This is a genomic window from Candidatus Leptofilum sp. (assembly GCF_965223525.1).
Taxonomy (GTDB): domain Bacteria; phylum Chloroflexota; class Anaerolineae; order Promineifilales; family Promineifilaceae; genus Leptofilum.
Genome location: NZ_CBDCWX010000005.1, coordinates 132,690 through 156,483, shown reverse-complemented (window position 1 = coordinate 156,483; position 23,794 = coordinate 132,690). Strand labels below are relative to the sequence as shown.

The 23,794-nt window shown below is 50.9% G+C and carries 20 protein-coding genes; 18 read left to right on the top strand and 2 right to left on the bottom strand.

What is annotated here, in order from left to right:
• Positions 1–47: 47 nt before the first annotated feature.
• The 14 genes from ACOQPM_RS06185 to ACOQPM_RS06120 all read left to right on the top strand — a co-directional run bounded on the left by ACOQPM_RS06185 (position 48) and on the right by ACOQPM_RS06120 (position 16,972).
• Positions 48–248 (top strand): hypothetical protein, encoded by a 201-nt coding sequence (locus tag ACOQPM_RS06185; protein WP_420628370.1) that lies wholly within the window; start codon positions 48–50, stop codon positions 246–248.
• 175 nt (positions 249–423) lie between these two features.
• Entirely contained in the window at positions 424–972 is a 549-nt protein-coding gene (gene infC / locus ACOQPM_RS06180) for a translation initiation factor IF-3 (protein WP_420630514.1), read from the top strand.
• A 140-nt stretch (positions 973–1,112) separates the two neighbouring features.
• Positions 1,113–1,361, top strand: a complete 249-nt coding sequence (rpmI, locus tag ACOQPM_RS06175; protein ID WP_420628369.1) for a 50S ribosomal protein L35 — start codon at positions 1,113–1,115, stop codon at positions 1,359–1,361.
• 90 nt (positions 1,362–1,451) lie between these two features.
• A complete protein-coding gene (rplT, locus tag ACOQPM_RS06170; RefSeq protein ID WP_420628368.1) occupies positions 1,452–1,808 on the top strand; it encodes a 50S ribosomal protein L20 in 357 nt (118 codons plus the stop codon).
• 188 nt (positions 1,809–1,996) lie between these two features.
• Positions 1,997–4,126 (top strand): ArnT family glycosyltransferase, encoded by a 2,130-nt coding sequence (locus tag ACOQPM_RS06165; RefSeq protein ID WP_420628367.1) that lies wholly within the window; start codon positions 1,997–1,999, stop codon positions 4,124–4,126.
• Positions 4,127–4,324: 198 nt separating this feature from the next.
• The gene (locus tag ACOQPM_RS06160; RefSeq protein ID WP_420628366.1) at positions 4,325–6,349 is read left to right on the top strand and encodes an ArnT family glycosyltransferase; all 2,025 of its coding nucleotides are present in this window, start codon (positions 4,325–4,327) and stop codon (positions 6,347–6,349) included.
• A gap of 23 nt (positions 6,350–6,372) precedes the next feature.
• The gene (locus ACOQPM_RS06155) at positions 6,373–7,263 is read left to right on the top strand and encodes a J domain-containing protein (RefSeq protein WP_420628365.1); all 891 of its coding nucleotides are present in this window, start codon (positions 6,373–6,375) and stop codon (positions 7,261–7,263) included.
• A 24-nt stretch (positions 7,264–7,287) separates the two neighbouring features.
• Positions 7,288–9,636 (top strand): ArnT family glycosyltransferase, encoded by a 2,349-nt coding sequence (locus ACOQPM_RS06150; protein ID WP_420628364.1) that lies wholly within the window; start codon positions 7,288–7,290, stop codon positions 9,634–9,636.
• A gap of 68 nt (positions 9,637–9,704) precedes the next feature.
• On the top strand, positions 9,705–13,682 hold the full coding sequence (locus ACOQPM_RS06145) for a GAF domain-containing protein (protein WP_420628363.1): 3,978 nt from the start codon (positions 9,705–9,707) through the stop codon (positions 13,680–13,682).
• 206 nt (positions 13,683–13,888) lie between these two features.
• Positions 13,889–14,134 (top strand): SWIM zinc finger family protein, encoded by a 246-nt coding sequence (locus ACOQPM_RS06140; protein WP_420628362.1) that lies wholly within the window; start codon positions 13,889–13,891, stop codon positions 14,132–14,134.
• 79 nt (positions 14,135–14,213) lie between these two features.
• Entirely contained in the window at positions 14,214–14,573 is a 360-nt protein-coding gene (locus ACOQPM_RS06135; protein ID WP_420627217.1) for a helix-turn-helix domain-containing protein, read from the top strand.
• Positions 14,570–14,965: an IS1 family transposase gene (locus ACOQPM_RS06130; RefSeq protein ID WP_420627216.1), complete on the top strand. Its 396-nt coding sequence runs from the start codon at positions 14,570–14,572 to the stop codon at positions 14,963–14,965. The genes ACOQPM_RS06135 and ACOQPM_RS06130 overlap by 4 nt, the downstream gene beginning before the upstream one ends.
• 138 nt (positions 14,966–15,103) lie before the next feature.
• A complete protein-coding gene (locus ACOQPM_RS06125; RefSeq protein ID WP_420628361.1) occupies positions 15,104–15,727 on the top strand; it encodes a type II CAAX prenyl endopeptidase Rce1 family protein in 624 nt (207 codons plus the stop codon).
• An 18-nt stretch (positions 15,728–15,745) separates the two neighbouring features.
• Positions 15,746–16,972 carry a class I SAM-dependent RNA methyltransferase gene (locus ACOQPM_RS06120; protein WP_420628360.1) on the top strand — a complete coding sequence of 409 codons (1,227 nt, stop codon included), beginning with the start codon at positions 15,746–15,748 and terminating at the stop codon, positions 16,970–16,972.
• 139 nt (positions 16,973–17,111) lie between these two features.
• Here ACOQPM_RS06120 and ACOQPM_RS06115 read toward each other — a convergent pair whose 3' ends face one another.
• Positions 17,112–17,462 carry a DUF3467 domain-containing protein gene (locus ACOQPM_RS06115; protein WP_420628359.1) on the bottom strand — a complete coding sequence of 117 codons (351 nt, stop codon included), beginning with the start codon at positions 17,460–17,462 and terminating at the stop codon, positions 17,112–17,114.
• Between the two features lie 355 nt (positions 17,463–17,817).
• On the opposite strand from ACOQPM_RS06115, the gene ACOQPM_RS06110 reads away from it, so the two are divergent.
• The 4 genes from ACOQPM_RS06110 to ACOQPM_RS06095 all read left to right on the top strand — a co-directional run bounded on the left by ACOQPM_RS06110 (position 17,818) and on the right by ACOQPM_RS06095 (position 21,760).
• Entirely contained in the window at positions 17,818–18,459 is a 642-nt protein-coding gene (locus ACOQPM_RS06110; protein ID WP_420628358.1) for a helix-hairpin-helix domain-containing protein, read from the top strand.
• Between the two features lie 28 nt (positions 18,460–18,487).
• Complete coding sequence (locus ACOQPM_RS06105) at positions 18,488–19,603, top strand: glycosyltransferase family 9 protein (protein ID WP_420628357.1); 1,116 nt, start codon at positions 18,488–18,490, stop codon at positions 19,601–19,603.
• Positions 19,604–19,716: 113 nt separating this feature from the next.
• Positions 19,717–20,958: a TolB family protein gene (locus ACOQPM_RS06100; RefSeq protein ID WP_420628356.1), complete on the top strand. Its 1,242-nt coding sequence runs from the start codon at positions 19,717–19,719 to the stop codon at positions 20,956–20,958.
• A 175-nt stretch (positions 20,959–21,133) separates the two neighbouring features.
• Positions 21,134–21,760 carry a hypothetical protein gene (locus ACOQPM_RS06095; protein WP_420628355.1) on the top strand — a complete coding sequence of 209 codons (627 nt, stop codon included), beginning with the start codon at positions 21,134–21,136 and terminating at the stop codon, positions 21,758–21,760.
• A gap of 227 nt (positions 21,761–21,987) precedes the next feature.
• Here ACOQPM_RS06095 and ACOQPM_RS06090 read toward each other — a convergent pair whose 3' ends face one another.
• On the bottom strand, positions 21,988–23,469 hold the full coding sequence (locus tag ACOQPM_RS06090; RefSeq protein WP_420628354.1) for a choice-of-anchor Q domain-containing protein: 1,482 nt from the start codon (positions 23,467–23,469) through the stop codon (positions 21,988–21,990).
• Positions 23,470–23,794: the final 325 nt, after the last annotated feature.

Sequence of the window (23,794 nt, the reverse complement as noted above, 5' to 3'; positions counted from 1 at the left end):
CAATCTCGTACCCAATTTCATAATCCATAATTTTCACAGGAAAAATCATGGCTAAAGATCGCGCAAGCCGCCGCGCCCGGTTAAGGCGACAAACTGCCGAGGCTGCCAACGCAGCAGGCAACAAACGAGACAGTAATCGTGCTTTTGCACAAGAATACGCCTATGTGCTGAAAGATTTACGGCGTGTTTTTGTTCTAGCCGCCAGCATGTTTGTACTGTTAATCGTTCTGAACGTCGTTTTGCTATAAATTTGCTTTATTACCCTGAAAAATAGCTGGCGATTTTGCAGCAAAATGTTTGACGCTCCCAGGCTGATGTGATATGATTTTTGCCTCATTCCGGTCATTTGACCGGGTTGTTTGTTTACTTATTGATTGAGTAATTAAACAAATTGCTCACCTTAAAAATTGGAGAACATTAACTATTCGAAAACGACGCAGTAAAAATTATTCAAGGGTCAATAAGGGTCCAGAATATCGTGTTAATCGGCGCATTCGGGTTCGTGAGGTCAGGTTAATTGACCATAACGGAACTAATCATGGTGTTGTCCCGACCAATCAGGCTTTACAAATGGCAGAAGATGCCGAACTCGATCTGGTGGAAGTAGCGCCAAACGCCAAACCGCCTGTTTGCCGCATCATGGATTACGGCAAATTTGCTTATGAAAAGACAAAGCGGGAACGAGAAGCACGGAAGCAGCAAAAGCAGATTGAAATCAAAACGCTTCGTCTGACCCCACGCACGTCTGATTTTCATCGGGATGTGTATGTAAATAAAGCAAAGAAATGGCTTGTAGAAGGCAAAAAGGTTAAATTCCAGGTTCGCTTCAAAGCGCGTGAGATCACTTACCCGGAAATTGGTCAGAAAACTTTAGAAGATATTGCTGAAGAGTTGGGTGAAATTTCTGAAGTGGAACAAGCACCAAAATTGGAAGGTTGGTCCATGACACTGTTATTAAATCCAACGGGCTAGCTTTTATTTTACAATCTGAGTCTATTGCCTGTTAATAGTGCAGAATACAAAATGTAGGTTCGTAGGTAAAGCCCCTCCGGGGGCTTTTGTGTGAGAGCAGAATTTTACTTTATGCTTTCACTTTGTTTTAAGAGGAAAAAATGGCTAAAGCAAAAAAGAAAAAATATAAGTTGAAGACATACAAAGCGGCGGCCAAGCGTTTTCGCGTAACTGGCAGCGGCAAAGTTGTACGCACCAAAGGCGGCAAGAGCCATCTGCGGCGACGTAAAGCTAAGCGCTCCAAGCGGTTGTTTAGCCGTATGCTAGTTGTGGAAAACTCTGGTGATATTAAACGTATCAAACGGTTGGCACCTTACCTGAAGAAGCATAAGGCAAATCCGCCAGCTTAATTTATTAACAGATGGTTCGCTGCCTGGCCTCGGTCTTCCCTTTGGGGAACTGGCTTGAGCGCCAGGCTCAACAAATGCGAGGGTATTTAAATGAGAGTAAAAGGTGGGTTTACAACCCAAAGACGTCATAAAAAAATATTGAAGATGACCAAAGGCCAATGGGGCACGCGGAGCAAGCTGTTCCGCCGGGCCAATGAGGCCATGATGAAATCTTATTGGTATGCGTACCGAGATCGTCGCGTTCGTCGGCGTGAGTTCCGCCGTTTGTGGATCACGCGCATCAATGCGGCTTCCCGGTTGCATGGCCTGAGCTATAGTCGTTTTATGCACGGATTAAAGTTAGCGAATGTGAATTTGGATCGTAAGGCGTTAGCGCATCTTGCTGTGCGGGATGAAGCTGCGTTTGCGGCCGTTGTTGGTTTGGCAAAGGACGCGCTGGCGAACTAAATCGTACACTGCCTTTCTTGATCTGTTGATTGCCTACATTTTGGAAGCGCCTCGCATTTTGCGGGCGCTTTTTTTTGTTTGCCACAGAGAACACAGAGGTAAAGAGGTTTTTGTTTGGTTGAATGTTGGTTAAACGCAGGACGGCCGTATTTGTCTCCGCTTTCTTGCTCTTGTAATATCCGCCGACGATGCGAAATTTATTGGATGTGGAGACGCAAACCGGATTTTACTTTTGGCTGCTGCTGATTTTGCTAACGGCCGTCTCCCTTCGCCTTTATCAATTAGATAGCATACCGCCAGGGTTTACACATGATGAGGCGGACCACGGCATAACGGCCGTTGCCATTCTGGATGGGGCGCGGGAGATTTATTTTACCGTTGGCTACGGCCGTGAACCGCTGTTTGATTACGCCACGGCGGGGGCAATGGCGCTACTGGGGCAACATGGTTGGGTGCTGCGAGGTACGGCCGTTTTCTTCAGCTTGATTTTGATTGGGGGGATGACGACCTGGACGCGACTCGCATTCAACAATCGCATCGCTCTGCTTACTGCTGCCGGGCTAGCTGTTGGCTTCTGGCCGCTCATGGCCGCTCGCCAGGGGCTGCGCTCTATTGTGCTGCCTGCGCTTTTTACGCTGGCCTTGTACTTATTCTGGCGTGGTTTTCAAAGATTAGGGATTGGAGACTGGAGACTGGAAACTGATTATCGAAAACTGACTACCGATTACCGAACACGCAGCGGTCGCGCAGCGACATTACTGATTACTGACCACCGACTACTGATTACTTTTGTCACCGCTGGTTTCCTCCTCGGTCTCGCTTTTTACACGTACATTCCGGCACGGGGGTTGTGGCTGCTGTTTCCAGCGTTATTGCTGATGGGTGGCTTGTGGGAGCGTAGTTGGATGTGGGGGGTATGGCCGGGGACACTGCTGATGCTGCTGGTGGCTGGGCTGCTGGCGTGGCCACTGTTTGCCTATTTGCAAGCCAACCCCACCGCCGAGCTACGCATTGATGAGTTAAGTGTGCCGCTTACGGCCGTTCGCCAGGGCGACTTCTCATTGCTGTGGGCCAACATCAAAGGTGGGCTAGCGATTTTTACGGTGGCGGGAGACACGGCCTGGCGGTACAACATTCCAGAACGGCCGTTGCTGGGGCCAATCATGGGTGGCTTGTTTTATTTGGGCGTCGGGCTGGCGCTGTGGCAGATTTTTCGCGGCAAAGGTGAAGTGATGGGGCAGAGCGGCCGTTTGGCCTACGCGGCGGCAATTATTTGGCTGATGGGTGGGTTGGCTCCCGTACTCATCACTGGGCCAGAATTGAGCATGACGCAAGGGATGGGGATGCAGCCGGTAGTGTATTTGTTCGTGGCGGTGGGGATTGATAGGGTGTGGCGAGTGGCGAGTGGCGAGTGGCAAGTGGTTGGTTTGGTGGGGGTGATTGTGTTATTTGGCGGAACGGCCGTAATCACCGTGCGAGATTATTTTGGTACGTGGGCCAATGCGCCAGAGGCGCGGGTGCAGTACGAAAGCACGATGACCGCTGCCCTGGATTATTTAGCGGAGCAGAGCATAACCGAGACGGCCGTCTCTACCATTACGCCCGGTCAGTTTCACACACCCGCGCTGGCGCAGATGGTGTTGCCGTCAAACATTACCGAACCCCGCTGGTTTGATGGTCGCGGTAGCCTGATTGTGCCGAATGCAGACGAGGCGCTATTGCTGTTTTCTGGATTTGCGCCGTTGCCGCAAGCGTTGGAACCTTATTTAGAAGCGCCTGCATCGAGCGAAGCTGAAGCAGCCGTCCTGCAAGAAACCCTCCCCCTGCGTCCCGACGATGCGGATCGCCCCATCTGGGTGTATCGTGTGTCTGCTTCTGAGGCGGTGGCGGCGTGGCAAGATTGGCTGACGCCGCACTCAGCTCAGTTTGGTGAGGCGGCAACAATCGTGGGGTATGATTTATCGGCAGAGCGCGTGGCAGCGGGCGAGACGGTGCAGCTAATCACGGTGTGGCAGGTGCAGCAGGCCGCGCCCGATCTGCTGCTGTTTGCTCATTTGGTGGGTACAGACGGCCGTCCGCTAGCGCAGGCGGACCGGCTGGATGCGCCTAGCGGCAGTTGGGTAGCAGGGGATTGGCTGGTGCAGCTGCATGAGATTGTGATTCCGGCGGAAACGGCCGTTGGTGTTTACCCGCTTACCGTTGGCCTGTACAGTTGCCTGGACACGGCCTGTACCCAAACGGAGCGGTTGACAGTGTGGCAGGATGGAACGGCCGTAGGCGATAGTTTGTTACTCACCGAGATGAGCGTTGCTGAATAGAAAAGAGGAACACAGAGTTGCACAGAGAAGACACAGAGGTTCACAGAGGAATTTCCCCTTGTCATTCCCGCGAAAGCGGGAATCCAACCACGCCGACAAAATGGATACCCGCCTGCGCGGGTATGACAGTCCATCTTGGTTTCGTCAACATAATCTGCGTTAATCTGCGTAATCTGTGGCTAAATTTGGGGGGATGGCATGAGCCAGCGGCGGCGTGAGTTTTGGCTGATTGTGGTCATCACCTTTGTGGCCTTTGTGCTGCGGCTGTGGCAGTTGGGGCATTTGCCCCCTGGCTGGCGCGATGACGAGCTGATCAATTCGCTGGTCATCTCGCAAAAGGTGCTGGATGGTGATTTGGCTGTTTATTACCCAGATGCCTCTGGTCATGAAGCGTTGTACCACGCGCTTAATGCGCTCATGTTGGGGCTGTTTGGCGCAAACTGGGTGGGGATTCGGTTGCTTTCCGCATTTTTAGGCACGCTGGCCGTGCCGCTAACTTATTTGGTGGGGCGCAAACTGTTTGGGCGCATGGTGGGGCTAACGGCCGCTGCCGGATTAACGTTCAGCTTTTGGGGCTTGATGTACGCTCGTTTTGGCCTGCGCCATGTGCTGATGCCGTTGCTGACGCTGGGTGCGTTTTACTTTTTTTGGCGTGGTTTCAAACAGGGAGATTGGAGATTAGAGATTGAGCCACGAAAATCTCCAATCTCCTGTTATTTGGTTGCGGCTCTGTTCATTAACCTCGGCTTCTACACCTACTTTGCTGGCAGGGGCGTGCCTCTGATTTTGCTGGCGTTCATGGGGGTGGTGTGGTTGTTGGCACGGCCGTATTTCCGGGCACATTGGCGTGGCTGGTTGCTGTTGTTGGGGGCAACGGCCGTTCTCGCCATTCCCCTTATTCTCACCCTGCAAGCCCAGCCAGAAGCAGAAGGGCGAGTGGCCGAGCTGGCCGTGCCGCTGGTGGAAGCCCGCGCCGGCAACTTTGAACCGTTGCAAGAATACATCATCATCACGCTGGGCATGTTCCACGCCACGGGCGACGGCGAATGGCTGTACAACATCCCAAATCGGCCGTTGTTTGGCGTGGTTGGCGTGATTTTCTTCTGGGGCGGCGTGCTACTGGCGCTGGTAGATAGTTTGCGGTTGGTTTGGGTTAGAGTGCGCCGCCAGGCCATCGAGCCAGCAGCCCAAATGCGCGGACTGGCCACCACTTTTTTGCTGCTGTGGTGGCTAGCGGGCATTGCGCCTGCCTTCATCAGCGTGCCGCCAGCCAGCCTGGGGCATACCATTTTGGCGCAATCGGCTACGTACATTTTGGCGGCGTTGTTGATTGGGAGACTGGGGAGCGGAGACTGGAGACTGAGTAAAGCCATCCAGTCTCCAGTCTCTAGTCTCCAGCCTCATTTGGGACTGTTTTTAGCAATCTTGTTAGTTGGTAGCATCGCCATGCGTGATTTGCCCGACTACTTCCAGCATTGGCCAGAGCGGGGGATGGTGCGCTTTTTGTACCGGGCAGATATTCAGGATGTAGCGGATTATGTTAACTTAAACCCGGAAATGAACGATTTTGGCGTGTCTGGATTGCTGGCAGGGCCGTGGGATCGGTTGGCGTTGGAAAATGGCTTACATAACAATGAAGATGTACGCCCCCGCTGGTTTAATGCGGAGCGAGCGTTGCTGCTGAGTCCGCCGCTAAGTTTTGTGGGCTTCCCGGAAACGGCCGTTGCCTACGAGCCGCTCCTAAATCCAGTTGACCCACCCGTGACAGCTGGCTACTATCTGCTGGCGCAAACGGAGGCACAGATGCTGGCTGAGCGGGCAGATGAGCGGGTTTGTTTTGTGAATGGATTGTGCTGGTTAACGGCCGTTTTCAATTCCGAAACCAATCGCCTGGAGCTAGGTTGGCAGGTAGGCGAGACATTGCAATTGTCGGAAATGCCGCTGATCAGCAACCCGCCCCCGCCAGGTGTGTATGCTGGGCCACGCTTGCAGGTGTTTGCCCAACTGCTGGATACAGAGGGCAACTTCCTGACCGGAGATGATGGCCTGTGGGTAGACCCCGTAACGCTGCAGCCCGGCGATACCTTTTTGCAGCAGCATTGGCTTACGCTGCCAGAGGATAGCGCGGCCGCATTTGTTGCCTTTGGTCTGTACGACCCAATGACCGGACAACGCATCCTCACCGCCGACGGCCGAGACCATCTGCGTTTGGAAATTCCGTAAAGACAAATTGGAAATTTGACATAATGAAGGATTATTATCGCATTTTGCAGGTTTATCCTGAAGCCGAGTCAGAAGTTATTACAGCAGCATATAAACGCTTAATGCGGAAGTATCATCCCGATCTTTTGTTGCCTGAGCTTCGTGATGATCCTGAAACTCTGCAAAAAGCGAAAGATATTAATGAAGCGTATGAAATTTTAAGTAGTCCAGCTAAGCGGACTATTTACGATCGTAAGCTAAAACAAAAAGAGCAGGCACAACGTGCCGCCTCTTCACCGGGAAAAACTCAGGTCAAAACCGGGGGAAAAGAACACGCTTTTTTGTATGTTCGGTGTGGGCAGACAAAGGAGATTTTTAAGGCATTGCTGGTTCGGAATAGTAATTCTGACGAACCTTACCAAATTATGGGTTTTGAACCGGTGCCAGTTTTGCCGCCCCCCAAAACGAAGTCTATTTACGGAAAAGCAAAAAGCTTTTTTAAACGGAAAAGCACTCGGTCCATTTCAAAAATACCGAGTTTTGCTGAACTGGATGCCTTGACAGATGATGATCTTCACAAACGGTTGAAGAAGCCTGATTTCACGATGGGGGATATTGATTGGGGTTGGCATAAATGCCCCGCTTGTCAAGGTATGATTCAAAATGATAATGGTACTTTTGCAACCTGGATTGGCTGTTCAAAATGCGGGCGTATTCGCTGCGCTGGTGCGGTTGAAGAAACAAGAAGAGGTAGATTTTCTACGTGTCCATGGTGCGGCAAGCGCAATAAGTTGACCCGATCAGTAAAACCTGGCAGTGTAGATCATTTGCAATTGCATGGTTTGGAAAAGAATCGAGAGATAATCGAACCAACTGATGAGTTTTTTGATGATACTTCTTCCCCTGATCTTTTAGAGAAGGGAAGGACGAATTAACAGTTTGGGTGCAAAGAGAAAAGAATGATGGCCGTCCATAAACAAAGTGTCTGGTACAAACAACCAATTGCCTGGATTTTGCTGGCGTTTGTCACGCTTTCTTTTGCTTCCAGCGCCATAAATCCGCTGTTTGAATCAACGGATGAACTGCGCCATTATCGTTTTGTGCAGTACATCATCCAGCAAAAAAGTTTGCCGGTGCAAGGGGAGGTAGGGTGCAGTGCTCAGGGGCATCATCCCCCACTTTTTTACGCGCTGGGGGCAGCGGCTACTTTTTGGATTGATACGGGTCGTCCGGTTTGCTCTCAGTTAGAGGAAAATCCATTTTGGCAGTACCGTTACTGGGAGGTAGGGGATGACAACAAGAATCTGTATTTGCATACAGCGGCGGAAGCGTTCCCGTGGTCTGGCGAGGCGTTGGCGGCGCATATTGTACGCGGGCTGAATGTGCTGATTGGGGCAGGGGTTGTGTATCTGACCTGGCTGTTGGGGCGAACGCTGTGGCCGAAACGGCCGTCTCTTGCCATCGGAGCCAGTGCGTTTGTGGCCTTTAACCCGATGTTTGTTTATATGGCCGGATCCATTAACAATGATGTAATTGCTGCTTTGAGCGGTACGGCCGTTCTACTCGCCGGCGTCAAATTGGTGCAATCAGAAACCGGGTTGTCCCGCCGCTGGGGAATTTGGCTGGGCGTGCTGTTTGGCGTGGCGCTGTTGAGTAAGTTTAATTTGGCTGCGGTGGCGCTTTTGATTGAAACGGCCGTTACCTACACCGCCTGGCGCAAAAAACAGTGGCGGCTTTGGTGGGAAGTGAACCTGCTCATTGCTGGCTTTACCCTGCTGCTGGCAGGCTGGTGGTTTGTGCGGAACCAGATTTTGTACGGCGAACCGACTGGCTTCCAGCGGCTCACGGAGCTGTGGGGCGTGCGTAATCCCGCCGAAAGCTGGGGCGTGGCCATTTTTGAGTTGCCCTACACCTGGACCAGCCTGTGGGGCCGCTTTGGCTATGGGCAAGTCCCCTTGCCAGATGGCATCTACATAGGTTTACGCTGGCTGGTGGGTATCGGTTTGCTGGGGTTGGTGCTGCGTCTTCTGCCGGTTTCTTGGCTTCGAGAGCGACTTACACCCTCTCCCTCAAGGGAGAGGGGGCAACGTCTCCTCCCCCTCACAGGGGGAGGGCTAGGGTTGGGGTCGGCCTTCCCCCTACTTCTACTTACCCTCAACGTCGCCCTCTTTTTTGCCGTCGTGTTCAACTACCTGCTTGTCAGCCCGGCCGGGGCAATGGGGCGTTTCTTCTTCCCGGCATTGCCCGCCCTGGCGCTGCTCACTTTTTACGGCCTGTCCGCCTGGGTTGAGTTGTTTGGCGGCACAAAGCCCACCGCTATTTTAGCAGCAGCCGTCAATGTGGGGATGGCGACCCTCACTGTTGTAGCGATTTTTGTTTACCTGGCAGCGGCGTTTGCCCAGCCAGAACCATTTGCGGCGGATGCAGGGCCCAACCCCACCAACGCCCAATTCGACAGCTTCGCCATCCTGCGCGGCTTTGAATTGGACGACACCACGCTGCAACCCGGCGGCGTCCTCACGCTCGATCTGTACTGGGAAGTGATTGGCCAGCCACCAGGCAACTTTTTGCTCTTTGTCCATCTAATTGACGAAGAAACCGGCACACTGATTGCCCAGCGGGACACGCACCCTGGCTTAGGCAACTTCCCCAGCAGCCAGTGGCAGCCCGGTGATCGCTTTGTGGATTCGATTCGGCTGCACGCCAGCGAGACGATGTATGCGCCAGCAACGGCCGTTCTCAGCATTGGCCTGTACGCACCGGGCGAAAACAGCTATCGGCTGGGCATCGCTGCCGAAGATGGCAGCTTTTTGGGCGATGCGCTGCCTTTGGCCGACATCACCATTGCTGAACTGGATAATTGGCGCGAGGATGGACAATCATTCCCCAATTTGCTAAACCAGAACTTTTTTAACGATGTGCGTCTGATTGGTTATGAATACGGTCAGCGGGTGCTGGCTCCCGGCGATTCAATCGAAGTGACGCTGTATTGGGAAGCGTTGCGTGATGCCCCGCCGGATTATTTGGTGGAGGTGGCATTGTGCCAGTTGCCTTGCGCCGATTGGATGCCCAAATGGCAAACCATTACTTCGCCACCAAAAATGGCCCCCACCAGCAGTTGGCAATTGGGCCAGATTGTGGCGGACGCCCATATGTTAACGCTTGACCCAACTTTGCCCCCCGGTTCTTACAGTATTCACGTCACTTTAATTGACGCTACGACAAAAGCCCCCCAGAATATTGTTGCCGAGGATGGACACTATATTGATGATCGCTTATTATTGTCAGAAATCCGTGTTCAACCTTGATGCGAGGATGAGAACTACTCCCTCGTTTTTTACACAACTATTTGGTGGGTTTTCTATATTATATTATTGTGACAGCGGAGAGAGTTAGCCAACTTCGGGTCGGTTTAGTAGGCTTGTTGCTGCTTGTGGGCGGCATCATCTACCTCCTCCTGCCCTTTTCGGCATTGCGCTGGGCACAATCCCCCTTTCTTGGCTTCTTCATTGACCCCAATTTAGTCATCAACGATTCGGGCGAACCGGACTGGCCTTCGCAGGGTGATGAGGCGTTAGTGGGGTATCCGGATCGGATTACGGCCGTAGATAACCAACCCATCAGTACCATAGATGATTATTTGGCTGTAGTTGCCAACAAAGCCCCCGGCGACCTGGTTGAGCTGACGCTAACCCAACCCCCCGCTGGCAGTCGCGTAGAGTCTGGCCATCCCGATGCCGAGCGCACGGTGACGCTCCCCGTCATTCCATTTACCACTTTGGCCTTGTGGAACCAGTTTGGACTCTTTTATCTCACTGGCTTTTTGCTGCTTGTTATTGGCACTTGGACCTTTATTGTGCGCCCCAAGCGTGAAGCGGCGCAGGTGTTTGCTTTGTTTATGGGCTTTGCGGCGTTGGCTGTGGGCAGCTTGTTTAACATGCTTACCTTGCACCAGTTTGACCGCGTTTGGCTGTTGGCTCTTTCATTCACGCCGGGATTTTGCATTTGGCTAACGGCCGTTTTCCCTCATGAGATGAGCTTTGTAGATAAATATCCACGCGGCCGTTGGTTCACCTTGCTGCCCGGATTGGCCGCTGGGCTGTGGGCACAGCTTTGGCTGTATGATTCTGCCGATCCCTGGCAGTATGCCATCCCCTGGCGAACGCTGTTTTTGCTTAACGGGCTGGCTATCGTCATTTCGTTGTTGATGATGGCGTATCGTGGCTTCCGCTCGCCGTCGCCGCTGGTACGGCAGCAGGCGCGCATTGTGTTAGGCGGCAGCTTGCTAGCGTTTACGCCGCTCGTTCTCTTCTTCATTCCTGCATCTCAAATGGTGGATGTAGCCTGGTTGCCTTCTGCTTTTTATTTGCCGCCCCTGGTCATCTATCCGCTGGCCATTGCTTATACCATTGTTCGCTATCGGCTGCTCGATTTTGATCTGGTTTTGCGCCGCTCACTTTCTTATGGGGCGATGACCGGGTTTTTGCTGTTGGCTTTTTTGTTGCTGACAGTGGGGTTGACCAACACGTTTGGGGCCGTAACGGAAAATCCGGTACTGCTCTCGGTGCTGGTGGTGACAATGGTGCTGCTGTTCAACCCGCTACGCTCCAGGCTGCAGGAGGCGATTGATCAGCTCTTTTTTGCCAAGCCAGTGGCGCTGGATAAACTGCTGCGCGGCTATAATCGAGAGTTGACAACGGCCGTTAATACCGACCAGGTTGCTAAAAATCTGCTCAAATATGTTGCCTCCGGGGTGCCAGACAGTACGCCACACCTCTTTTTGCCCGATGCCCAGATGAATTATTACAGCAGCTATGAAAATGGTGCCTCCGAACGGCTGAATGCTGAGTCGCCGCTGGTGGCTTACATGCGCGAAACGACAGCCCCCATAGATTTAACCGAGACGCGGGCTTGGCCCCAGCCTTTTTCTGAACAGTCGGCGGAAATACATGCTTTGAATGCGGCCGTTCTGGTTCCTATCAACAACGGCCGTGAGCTGCTCGGCTGGCTGTCACTTTCACCCAAGCAAAACCGCGATCATTTTCGGCAGGCAGAAATCAACTACATCAGCGCGTTAGTGGATCAATCATTGATTGGTTTAGAGCGGGCCAACGTCATTCGCCGCCTGGAGACGCGCGTTTCTGAGCTGGATATGCTGAGTAACTTCTCACAGGCACTCAACTTCACTATTGATTTTGACGCGCTGCTGGAACTGGTATTTATCAACTTTCAGCGGCTGTTGGGCATCAACGATTTCTTCATTTCGCTGCGCGACAAAGCGACCAAGCAAATTTATACAGCATTTTACCTGGAAAACGGGGAGCGATATGAAGAGAAGGAAGGCTCGGAAAGCGTCGTGACCGACCCGGCGATTCATCAGGTAATGGGCATGGGGCAAATCGTGGTGAAGGAAGACGAACACGGCCGTTCCTGGCTTGCCGCTCCCCTAAACGCTGGTGCCGACACCATTGGTGCCATCCACACCTTTTACCGCGATCCCACCCACAAAATTCGGGCGCGGCAGCAGCAACTATTCTCTGTTTTTGCCGACCGAACGGCCGCTGCCCTGGAACGCATTGACACCAAAGAGAAGTTACAAGAACGGGCCGAACAGCTAGAAATCATGAACAAAGTCACCTTCTCGCTTTCTTCCATTAAGGAACTGGATGCTTTGTTGGAGCTTATTCTGGATACGGCGATGGAATTGCTGGATACAGAAGCCGGTACGTTCATGATCTCTCGTGAAGAAGATGGCGAGCTGGAATTCAAGGTGGCACGAGGGCCGTCTAGCCATGGGCTTATTGGTCGTCGTTTGCCGTTAGGAGCCGGTTTAGCGGGAACGGCCGCACAAACCGGGCGTCCTATCCTCGTTAACCGCGTCAAAGACGACGACCGCTGGTTTTCCGATGTTGATGCCGATTCTAATTTTAGCTCTGAATCGATCCTCACCGTACCGTTGGTGCGGCACAACACCGTCTTGGGCGTGGTGCAGGTTATCAACAAAAAGAGCAAAGCCGAGTTCAACAAAGAAGACCAAAGCCTGCTGATGGCCTTTGGGGGCCAAGCCGTCGTGGCCATGGAAAATGCCCGCCTTTTAGCCCAAACAGATGAAAAATTACAAAAAAGCGTAGACGAACTGTTCTTACTCCAACAGCTAGACCGCGATTTAAGCACGACTCTGAATCTGGAAAACGTACTAAACATCACCCTGGATCGCATGTTAGGCATTTACCAGGGCATTGCCGGGGCTATTGTTTTAGTTGATGAAGAAGGTGAAATGACCCGCAAGGTAACGCGAGGGTACGAAGGCCAGCAGAATGAGCTTTCGGATAAGAAAAAATTGTCTGCTAAATCCGGGTTGATTGGTCACGTCATTCAATCCAAAAAGCCACATTATGCTCACAATGTTATTGATGATGATAACTATATTATTGGCAACAATAGTACGCTGTCTCAGATGACGCTGCCATTCATCAATAAGCAGGAGCTTATTGGGGTGATTGCCATCGAAAGTGACAAGATTGACAATTATTCTGAGGATGATCTGCAAACGGCCGTTCGCATAACCAACCACGCCGCCGCCGCCATTGCCAATGCCATCCTCTACGAAAAAGTAAACGAAGCCAACCAGGCCAAATCTGAATTTGTCTCTATGGTTTCACACGAACTCAAAACCCCCATGACTTCACTGCGAGGCTACACAGACCTGTTGCTCTCTGGCATGACGGGTGATCTAACAGAACAACAGCACAACTTTCTGGAAACAATGTCTGCCAATATCCGGCGCATGAGCCAGCAAATTCAAGACCTCACCGACATTTCCCGCATTGAAACCGGGCAATTGCACATAGAACTTGCACCAACTTCTTTCGTCAACGTCATGAATGAAACGATGCAAACTGTCAAAGGAATGTGTGATGAAAAAGGGATACGCATCCATTTGGAACTGCCAGAAGAGCTACCCCTCATCATGGCGGATAAAGGTCGCATGGTGCAAGTGCTTACTAACTTACTTAGCAACGCCTGCAAATACTCACCGCCCAACACCGATGTTTGGCTAAGGTTTATGACCCGCATGATACCCAACGAAGAAACCGGCAAGATGCAGCCAATGGTTTGCTGCTGTGTCAAAGACAGCGGTTACGGCATATCGCCTGAGGATCAGGAAAAACTATTTACCAAATTCTTCCGCTCTGATGACGCCAATATTCGTCAGGCAAAAGGGACTGGTTTAGGCCTTTCAATTACAAAGGGAATCATTGAACTGCATGGCGGTGAAATTTGGGTAGAAAGTAAATTAGGGGAAGGTACCTCCTTCCAATTTTCAATCCCCCAAGATACTGTTCAAACTTAAAATTAGGTAAATCATCATTTATGGTTCATTGACATCGCCTCTTTGTGCGTTATACTTTGGAACATGGATGAGAAAACAACAAAATCATCAGTTGAGGCACCAACAGTTTAGACCGCAACGCACGCACTTCGCGTGCGTTTTTTGTTTCTATTAACCAATGTGAAGTCCCTTGAACCCTTATTCATGCAGAGAGGAGCATAAAAATTATGGACTATGGAATGATTGGAAAGATTGAGAAATCAAAGTTCTATGCACAAGAGCCCGAACGATTCAGTTTTGATTCTTTTAATGTCCGCCTTGAAGGGGATAGCGGTGGGTTACACCACATTAACTATGAGTCAGGCCAGTGGGATTGCGACTGCAGCTTTTTCCACACGCGTGGATATTGCAGCCACACGATGGCAATTGAGCGTATTTTGGGTGAGATGCTTGGAGCTCCTGCAACTGCTTAACAATCGTTTCAACAACTAATTCCAAACTTTAAGCCCGGCCTGGGAGTGACTAAACACAAAGGCATGGTATAAAAGGCACATGAACCAATGTCCGCACTGTCACCGAACAGATTCTCAAGTTAGAAATGGCAAAACTGTGGCTGGTAGCCAAGTATTCAAATGCAAAGCCTGCAATCGTAAATATGTACCCCAGCCTCAGCCAAATGGCCATCCAATTGCCATCCGCCAACAAGCCATTCGCTTGGTCTTGGATGGCAATAGCCAACGTCAGGCAGCACGACATCTAGGTGTTGCGCCACAGTCGGTCGCTAATTGGCTTAAAGCATACGCTGATAAGTTGCCATCAACCTTGCCCGGCCCTAATGAACCAGTGGAAGTAGCTGAACAGGATGAGCTCTTCACCTTTATCGGTGAGAAAAAAACGAAATCTACATCATGACCGTTGTAGACCGGCAAACCCGCTGTTTTCTAGGGATTGAGCCCGTTTTGCAACGCACGCAGGCAGTGGCACAAAAAATGATTGATGAGGCGCCTGCCGAGCAGTATTACAGTGACAAGTTCCCTCTGTACGACAGTTTGATTTATCGTCGCGGCTACCATTTATCGCTAAGAGATAAGAGCGAAACGTACTCAGTTGAAGGAGGCAATGCGGAACTGCGACACTATCTCACTCGACTAGTCAGAAAGAGCCGTTGCTTCTCACGCAGCTTGGTTTGGTTAAATCGTCATGTGAAAGCGTTTGCTCATGCCTGGAACCGACGTCAGTTGCACAATCGGATGCGGCCGTTTGACAAGAAACATGTGATTGAGTTCGTATGCCTACAGAATTAGCCACTCCCGCCCGGCCTTATGGTCGGGCTTTTTTTGTTATAATCGTCCATCATGGATACATAGCCTCCCGCAGGTTTAAGCCAAGAAGGTGTTTATAAACGAAACCTGCGGGAGGTTTTTCATTGTAGGAGAGTGGCCGTGACAATTGGTGGCGTTCAGTTTGATTTAAAGATTACCTTTCTCATTGTTTTGGCAACGGTGGTGCCGATGCTGGATTATTATGGACACAAGTTCACCAGCATCAAAGCGTATGATCGGTTGATTTGGTATTTTGTGATTCCGCTGTTGGTTATTGTGCTGCTGTTTCGGGAGCCTATGGCCGATTATGGGTTCAAGCTGGGCAAGTGGCAAACAGGGCTGGCCTGGACGGTGGGTGCCTGCACGGGGATAGCAATTATTTTGTGGTTTTTGGCACGCCAGCCGGGGATGCAGGCGTACTATGCTGCTCGTACCGGGGAACAGTCGGTGGCTCGTATTATTTTTTTGAATGGCGTGGAGATGCTGGGTTGGGAGTTTATGTGGCGCGGTTTGATGCTGTTTGCCTTCGCACGCGCCTTTGGGCCGGGAGCTGCTATCTTTTTGCAGGCGGTGCCATTTGCATTTATGCACTTGGGCAAGCCAGAGGTGGAGTCTTTGAGCACTATTTTTGGTGGCGCAGGCTTTGGCTTTATTGCCTGGCAGTCGGAATCGTTTATTTACCCGTGGTTGATTCATTGGTTTATTTCTACGTTTACGATGGTTATTGCTTCAAGGGTTGGCTGAGTTTGGCGATTAGGTGCTATGGACAAAGTTACGCTGGATATTTCTGATATAGCTCACGGGGGGGCTGGCATTGGCCGGGCAAGCCGTGGGCGCACCATTTTTGTGCCGCTGACGCTGCCTGGCGAGAAGGTGCGGGCGCAGATTGTGTCGCAGAAAAATAAGTACGCGCAGGCGGCATTGGTGCAGGTGCTTAGGGCTTCGCCGGAGCGGGTTGCGCCGCGCTGCCCACATTTTGCGGTATGTGGCGGCTGCCATTTTCAGCATATGTCTTATGAGGCGCAGTTGGCGGCTAAAGAAAGTGTGGTGCGTGATCAGTTGGCGCGGCTGGGTGGTTTTAAGCGGGCAAATGTGCTGCCTGTGTTGCCCAATCCTGAGCCGTGGGGGTATCGGGTGGAGATGGTGTTGAGTCCGGTGGGAAACGGCCGTACTGGATATTGGTCCCCCGTACAGCGTGAAGTGATTCCAATTGAAGAATGCCCCATTGCCCGGCCAGATCTGGTGGCTCTGCTACAAGACGTGGAGCTGGATTTGCCCGGTTTGCGTAAGCTTTCTTTGCGGGTGGGGGATGATGAGGCCTTGCTGGCGGCGATTGAGGTAAATGGGGTCGAGCTACCCGAACTGGAAGCTGATTTCCCGGTTTCTGTGGCGATTGTGCTGCCAGACAAAACGGCCGCTTCCCTCGTCGGTGATTTTTATTCCGTGCAGCAGATAAACGGCCGTGATTTTCGCGTGTCACCTGGGGTGGCACTGGCTCCAAGCCCAGTGGGGATGGAACTGGTGGTGCAAACGGTGCTGCGGTATGCAGCGTTGTCTGGGGAAGAAAATGTGATTGAACTGTATAGCGGTGCGGGAACGCTGACGGCGTTTTTGGCGCAGCAGGCGGCCGAAATTGTGGCCGTCGAGCGCAATACCGATGCCGTGGCCGATCTCACGGTGAATTTGAATGATTTGGACAATGTGAACGTGTTTGAAGGCAATGTGGAAACGGTGCTGCCGCTGATGCCGGAAAGTGTGGAGCTCATGGTGGCTCACCCCGACGCGAGTGGTTTATCGCGCAAGGCGGTAACGGCCGTTTCCCGTGCCAAACCGCTCAAATTTATTTATGTGAGTTCTGATGTGGCGACGTTGGCACGCGACGGCCGTTCTTTGGTCAAAGCAGGTTACCGACTGGTGGAAGTGCAGCCAATTGATATGCAGCCACAAACCTTTCACATCGAAACCGTCTCTTTGTGGGTACGAGAGTAGCCTATTCAAAAACAAAGATTTCGCAGATTTCGCACTTCCGGTGAAAAGATTTCAAAAGTCTTGCAAGTAGTTCCGCAATTTGCCAGAGAGATTCGAGACTTTTGAAATCTACGCTGCTTAACATGAGTTAGGAAACTATTTATTCAGAATCGTCGTCTTTGTCTCCCCCCTGCTGCGGAAAGCGAAAGAATTGATCAGCAAGGGTTGTTGGCAGCCGAATTTCACCAAACTGCCGCTCGTAGTTGGTAATGTTTTGCGCCAGTGCTTTTTGCAGCATTTTGGCGTGCATAGGGGACATGATGACGCGGGACTGTACGCGACCACGCGGCATTCTGGGCAGCATCTGAGCAAAATCGAGTACAATTTCGCCTGGCGTGTGGCTGATAAAAGCAAGGTTGGCGTAAACGGCCGTTAACTCTTTGGGAATATCAATAGCAATTCGCTTTTGCCCTGGCTTGGCTGCTGGTTGGGGTTTGGGTGTATCACTCATTTAAATCTCCATAAAAATCAAACAATCTATTCACTTTGACACGATTCTGTGCTGCTGGACACAAATTGTCGCGCCAGATTACCCACATAAGATACTGCAACCCTGCCTCTTTGAAAAATGAGCTATTTTGTATAGGGCTTTTCAGTTGTCACTAAATGGGACGCGGATGAACGCGGATAAAAGCAAATAATCCGCGCTTGTCCGCGTCCTATCGCCATTTGAAAGCGATTACTGAAAAACCCTTCATTTTGTACGTGGCTGTTACTCTGTGTAAAATAGCTGGCATCCAGTTCCAATGTTCATCAGATTATTTCATTGAGGTTGTGAAACGGCCGTCATCTTTTGGGGGATGATTGTGGTTAATAAGAACAATTTGCTTTCTTACTTGATTGTTTTGTTTGTCGGTGTGATTGTTGGGGCGGGGAGTGTAACCTTGGCAGGGCGCATCCAGCCTGCGCCAATTGTTATTCAGCCAGCCGCACCGACGGCAGCCCCAGGCCCAACGCCCACACCGGGGCCGCTGCGTGTTTTTGTAAACGGAGCCGTGGCTGCGCCCGCCGTGTATGAACTGCCACACGGTGGCATTGTGCAAGATGCGATTGCACGGGCAGGCGGCTTTACCACCGAGGCGGATACGGCCGTTATCAATTTAGCCCATCCACTGCATGAAGGAATGCAAATTTATGTACCCACAGTGGCAGAAACGGCCGAACAGCCACCGATCATTTCTGAACCAGTCGTGCGGTCTGAAGCGGTTGATTTGGGCGTTGATGGGGGAACGGCCGTAGAGGACGTAGGTGAATTAGTTAACATAAACAGTGCTGATGTTGCCGCGTTAGATACCCTCCCTGGTATTGGCCCCAGCACGGCCGAAAAGATAGTAGAATACCGAGAAACCAATGGCCCATTTGCCACCATTGACGAAATCATGAGCGTCTCTGGCATTGGGCCAGCCAAATTTGAGCAAATTGAACCGTTCATTACTGTAGGAGAATGAGGGAACTGGTGGTTTCCCAGTACAGTTTATGCCCCAAGAAACCTTTTTAACTGCCGCTGCTGCCCGATTGTTAAGCATACCGTTTCGGTTTAGCAGACGGCCGTTTACTACGCCCCAAAAAGCGCTCATTTTGCACCCTTGCTGCCTGAGCCAGGTTTTGCTGGCTACGCCGCTGCTTTCTGTGCTAACCACCGCCTTTCCAAATACCCGGTTCGATTGGGCCGTGAGCGAATGGGCCAGGTCTGCCATTGCCAAAAATCCACACATTACTGAACTACTGCCCACGGGCGACCTGGGCGTAGCGCGACTTACATTTGTCGAGCTTCGAGCAGTGGCGGAGCAACTGCGGCAAGGAAATTATGATACCTGCCTTATTCCAGGCCGTTCCAGCTTGTTGTCCTGGGTGGCGTGGCAGGCGGGCATTCCCCAGCGCATTGGCGTTGCTTCTGGAGGGCGTGGCTTTGCCCACACGCTGGTGGCTCCGGCCCGCACGGGCCAACAACATGCCGTCGATATCTATTTGTCGCTGGCCGAGGCGTGTGGCGTAGATTTGCCCCCTGGCGAACGTCCGCCGATGGCTTTTTACCCTGCCGATGATGACCGAACGGCCGTTACCCAGCGCCTCATTGATGATCTAAACTGGTTGGGGGATGTACCTTTGGTGGTGGTTCATCCTGGCGGCGGGGCTGGCTCGCTGTACGAAGATCCGCTCAAGCGGTGGCCCAGCGAGCGATTTGTGCTGCTCATCAATCATCTAGCCCGCCAGCACAATGCACGCATTTTGCTCGTGGGCAGCCAGCATGACCAGGTGAATGCCGCTGCCATAGCAGGCATGACATCGGTAAAATGCGCCAACTGGGCAGGCCGCGTGACGCTGGGTGAACTCGGTGCGCTAGGGGAGATAGCCAATCTTTACGTGGGGAACGACACTGGCCCTACACACATTGCCGCCGCCAGTGGCTGCCCCACGCTAGCCATTTTTGGTCCCAGCAACCCCGCCCTTTCTGCCCCCTATTCGCCCAAAGCCGACCGGGTGGTTACGCTATGGAACGCTGAAGTGAGACGGCCGTTTTCCTGGGAAGATGGTGTCACCGTTACGCAAGCCATCAAAGCGGCAGATAAACTCCTTCGCCAGAAAACCTAATTGCAAAGTGATTGAGGAAAGGCGGCACGGCCTCTAGCCGCGCCGCAGCCGGGCAGAGTTTCGGGCGTACCGGTACCGTGCCAGAGCAAGGGCATATTTTAAGAGGCGAAAACATGGCTATAGTAAAAAGAGCATATATGTTGCTCTCTGGACTGCTTTTTATAGTAATAATCTCAAGTGTTGCCTGTACGATTTCCAGTGATCCAGCAATTGAAGCTTCAATTGCTTCGGCTACTTTACATCTGACTGAAACACCAACACCGGTTAGTGTAAATGAAATAAACACGATTCTGACGATACCTCAGCCTAGTCCATCAGGAACACCCTTCCCAACCGTAACTTCTAGTCCTGAACCAACTTTATTACCCACGGTGGAACCCACAGAAACAATGGATGTATTTTCCACTCAGTTAACAGGCTTCATTGTTTATCAGTCAAGAAGAATTGATACAAACGAGGATGGCATAATAAATATAGATGATGGGATTCACTTATATCTTCTGAATGTAGAGTCAGGCGAGACAATACAACTCACAACTGGAGAGTACCGTGACTTACATCCAAATTTATCACCAGATACAAGAATGATTTCCTTTATCTCAAACCGAAACAATGACCTTAGCCAAGTTTTCGTAATGAATATAAATGGAACAGAAGTTATACAAATATCTGAAACGCCTGGAGAAAAAGCTTGTCCTAAGTGGTCGCCAGATGGTAAACAAATATCGTACACGGTTAATAATTCCGAAGGCGAGGAGGATCAGAACCGTATTGAACTTTTTTCCCTTGAGACAGGAGAGACAGAAATATTAGTACATCTGCCCAATAATCAACTGGATTGCCCAAGCTGGTCCCCAGATGGTTCTCATCTTGTCATAGGATATAAGCAAGGCAATAAAAGCCACATTGCTATCTTGGACTTGCAAGCCGGTGAGCTTATAGGGTTAAACCTCGATAACAAGCGCTATGATGAACCAAAATTTCTCCCAAGATTTGATGGGTTGTTTCTCTCCCTTATTCAATCACCTGGTGATTTTTCATCTGCATCACTTTTAATATTTCAGCTAAACCAAGATGATCTTTACAAACAACCGACCCTTCTTTTTTCTATTGAGGATATATTTGGTGGGTATACTTGGGCAAATGGCGGACATTTGTTGATTGAAACAGATGGTTTTGGGCCACAAAAATCTTCAAATGATGTTCGAAGTGGTTATGAAATTTCTATGATCCCGGTTGATTTCTCAACATTGACAACATCCGAGGGCGGAACTCCTTCAATATTTGCTTTTGAGTTAAGAACATTGCTTACAGAAAACAATTTCTATGATGACTATCCAGATTGGGCTCCCTAAACCTCTGCTCTGGACGGGTATTCTCAATCATGGGCTGTGATTTGTCTCACTTCGGCTTCGCTCAGTGCAGGCTCTGACAGCGTCATTTTTCCTAACCTGTACGAGTTGGTGAGATGAGCGGCAAAGGCAACAGCAAATTCAAGCAAGGTACGAATACGGGCAGGAGAAAATTGGAATGACTCGGCAATATATTCTGCAAGTTGTAGTTCTGTTATTCATTTTCAATATTTTGGGCTCATGTACAAAAAGTACAGGTGCACCTGGTTCAACGAAAGAACCTGAACCGATGGCGACACAAGATGCGTCTTTCTTACTAAAACCGATAAGGATAATGGAAATGACGCCTATTCAGCCGCGCCCTAACTATATTCAAGCAGTAAGCCCTAAGGAGTACTCAATTGTACCCTTAGATATTTATCGTTATTCCCCGGCCGGTATCGAAATTATCGGTTCTGCAACGGATAATCCGGAAGAAGGGTATCAATCAACTATTTGTCTTAGAGTGTCTAGTGAACCACTAGCCGAAGAGGGAGATGATTTGACGCCTTTGGGTGAAATGGAGAAACGAATGGCATTATATGTCAATTATACGCAAATGGAAATGACAGGCTCTGTGCTGAAGACTTTGCCAGTGATACATATGCCAGAAAACCCAGATGACGTTCGCACAGCTTGGCTTACACCGGCTGATTACTGTTGGAAGGCACCATTAACACTTGGACAACATCAAATTGAATTCACGTTTCAGCAAACTTCAGGGAAGGTAGAGCACTATACTTGGGTCCTTGAGATTGTAGAATGAGCCGGCATGTTCATATCTGGTTATCTGGTTTTTCGATTTTGATGAAATTGTTTAATCTTCGTTGCCACCCAACGCACGCAAAAATTTGAAAGCGCAGCACAACAAAATCGGCGACGCGGTCAGAGGCCGTGCCGCAGCTGGGTGAGGGCGAAAGACGCGGATGGTCTCGAATTTTGGCACAGTTTCGCGCTAATTCGTGAAAATTCGATGCTAAACAAGCGTTGCCATTACTTCAACACGGCTGGTACATACAGGCGGAAAATCTCAATTTCCACTGCACCAATATCACAGCGAGTTGATTGCGGCCGTTCCAAGCCTCGTTGGTCGGTGGCAAGGCAGGCGGTACTGTTGCTGCCCGGGGCGGCAGGATTCCCAGCATCAATAACTGGGCTGGTGAGCTTTGGTGCGTGGTAAGCTGCGCTATCTGCTGGCGAGTTGATTCCGTTGAGGTCTGGGTCTAAGCCTTGCAAATCCCCAGTTGCCGTCAGGAAGGTGCAGCTTTGGTCGTTGGCCAAATTGTAGCCATTGGAGTTGAAATTACCGCTGCCCCCACACGCCGCATTACCAGAAACAGAAGAAATGATGGTATTACCCACGTTTACCGTGCCGCCATTGGCAAAAATGGATGTGCCAATAGTCAGGTGAATGGTGACGTTGTTCAGCGTGGCGGTGTCGCTTTGGTTGTACAAACCGGCTCCGTTTGCGCCTTCATTGCGGCTGAAGGTGCTGTTGGTGGCGGTTAGCGTGCCTTCATTGTAGATGCCAGCCCCGGTTGCGCCGTCGTTTTGTACAACGGCGCTGTTCAGCAAGGTGGCCTGCCCGCTGTTGAACAGCCCGCCCCCGGCCTGCATGGCTATATTGCTGCTGCCCAAATTGCTGTTTGTCACTTGTAGGGTGCCTTCGTTGTAAACGGCCGCACCGTTAACTGCTTCGTTACTGGAAACATCTGAGTCTGTGATGGTTACATCGCCCCCCGAATCGTTGTAAATACCCCCGCCAGATTGCGTAACCATGTTTCTTTGTACGGCCGTCTGGTTGTTTAACATAACGGTGCCATTGTTGTAAATACCCCCGCCTTCGACTGCTTCGTTGTCGGTGAGGGAGAGGTTGTCGGCGGTAAGGGTGCCATTGTTGTAAATTGCACCGCCGGAAGCTACGGCCGTATTCGTCTGCATGGTAACGTCCGTCAGGTTCACGCTGCTGCCGCTGCTGCTCACGTACAGTGCGCCACCGTCGTTGGTGGCGTCGTTGCCGTTGAACGACACGTCGGTGAGCGTTAGGTTGCCGCTGTTGAGCAGGATGCCTGCCCCGTTGCTGCTGTTGCCATTCTGGATGGTAAAGTCGTTGAAGGTTGCTGTTTTGCTGCCGTTGGTGATGGTAACGGCCGTCCCTGCATCGGCAGCATCAATCTCTGTATTGTTCCCTTGAAGCGTAATTTCTTTATTGTTAATGTTTATTGGCGCGTAAGTTTCTCGATTAACAGGAAAGGTGAGAATGTCTCCATCCATGACCGATGCGTTGTTTACGGCCGTATTAATATCGTCGAAATCACAATCATCTGGGGGGGCTGATTGACAAACTGTCCACACATTGCCACCCGCTTTGGATGGTTGAACGCCCAACTGCCCCACAAGCAGCGCCACGAACAAAGATAAGCAAAAGGTCAGCCAACTGGTTTTGGGTTGAAAAGTAAAATCTGGTTGCAACATGAAAAAACCTCCTTCAATAAAGAGGACGCAAGACAACAAATGATAAAAATATGGAAACTACCAATTAAAAAGGCTGTTGATTCTTTCGGTGTAGGTGATGATGAAGACGGCCGTTTCTCCCAAAACATGCCCATTTACCTACGCGATGAATCCTAGCCAGCCTCACTTACGAGCGAGGTTACAATTGAGTATTGTAATATATTGAGTCTAGTGCCTAGCATTCAGGGGCTGGCAGGATTTTTCAGTAATCGCCATCAAAATGGCGGCAGGACGCGGACAAGCGCTGAAAACGCGGATTATTCACTTCTATCCGCGCCATCCGCGT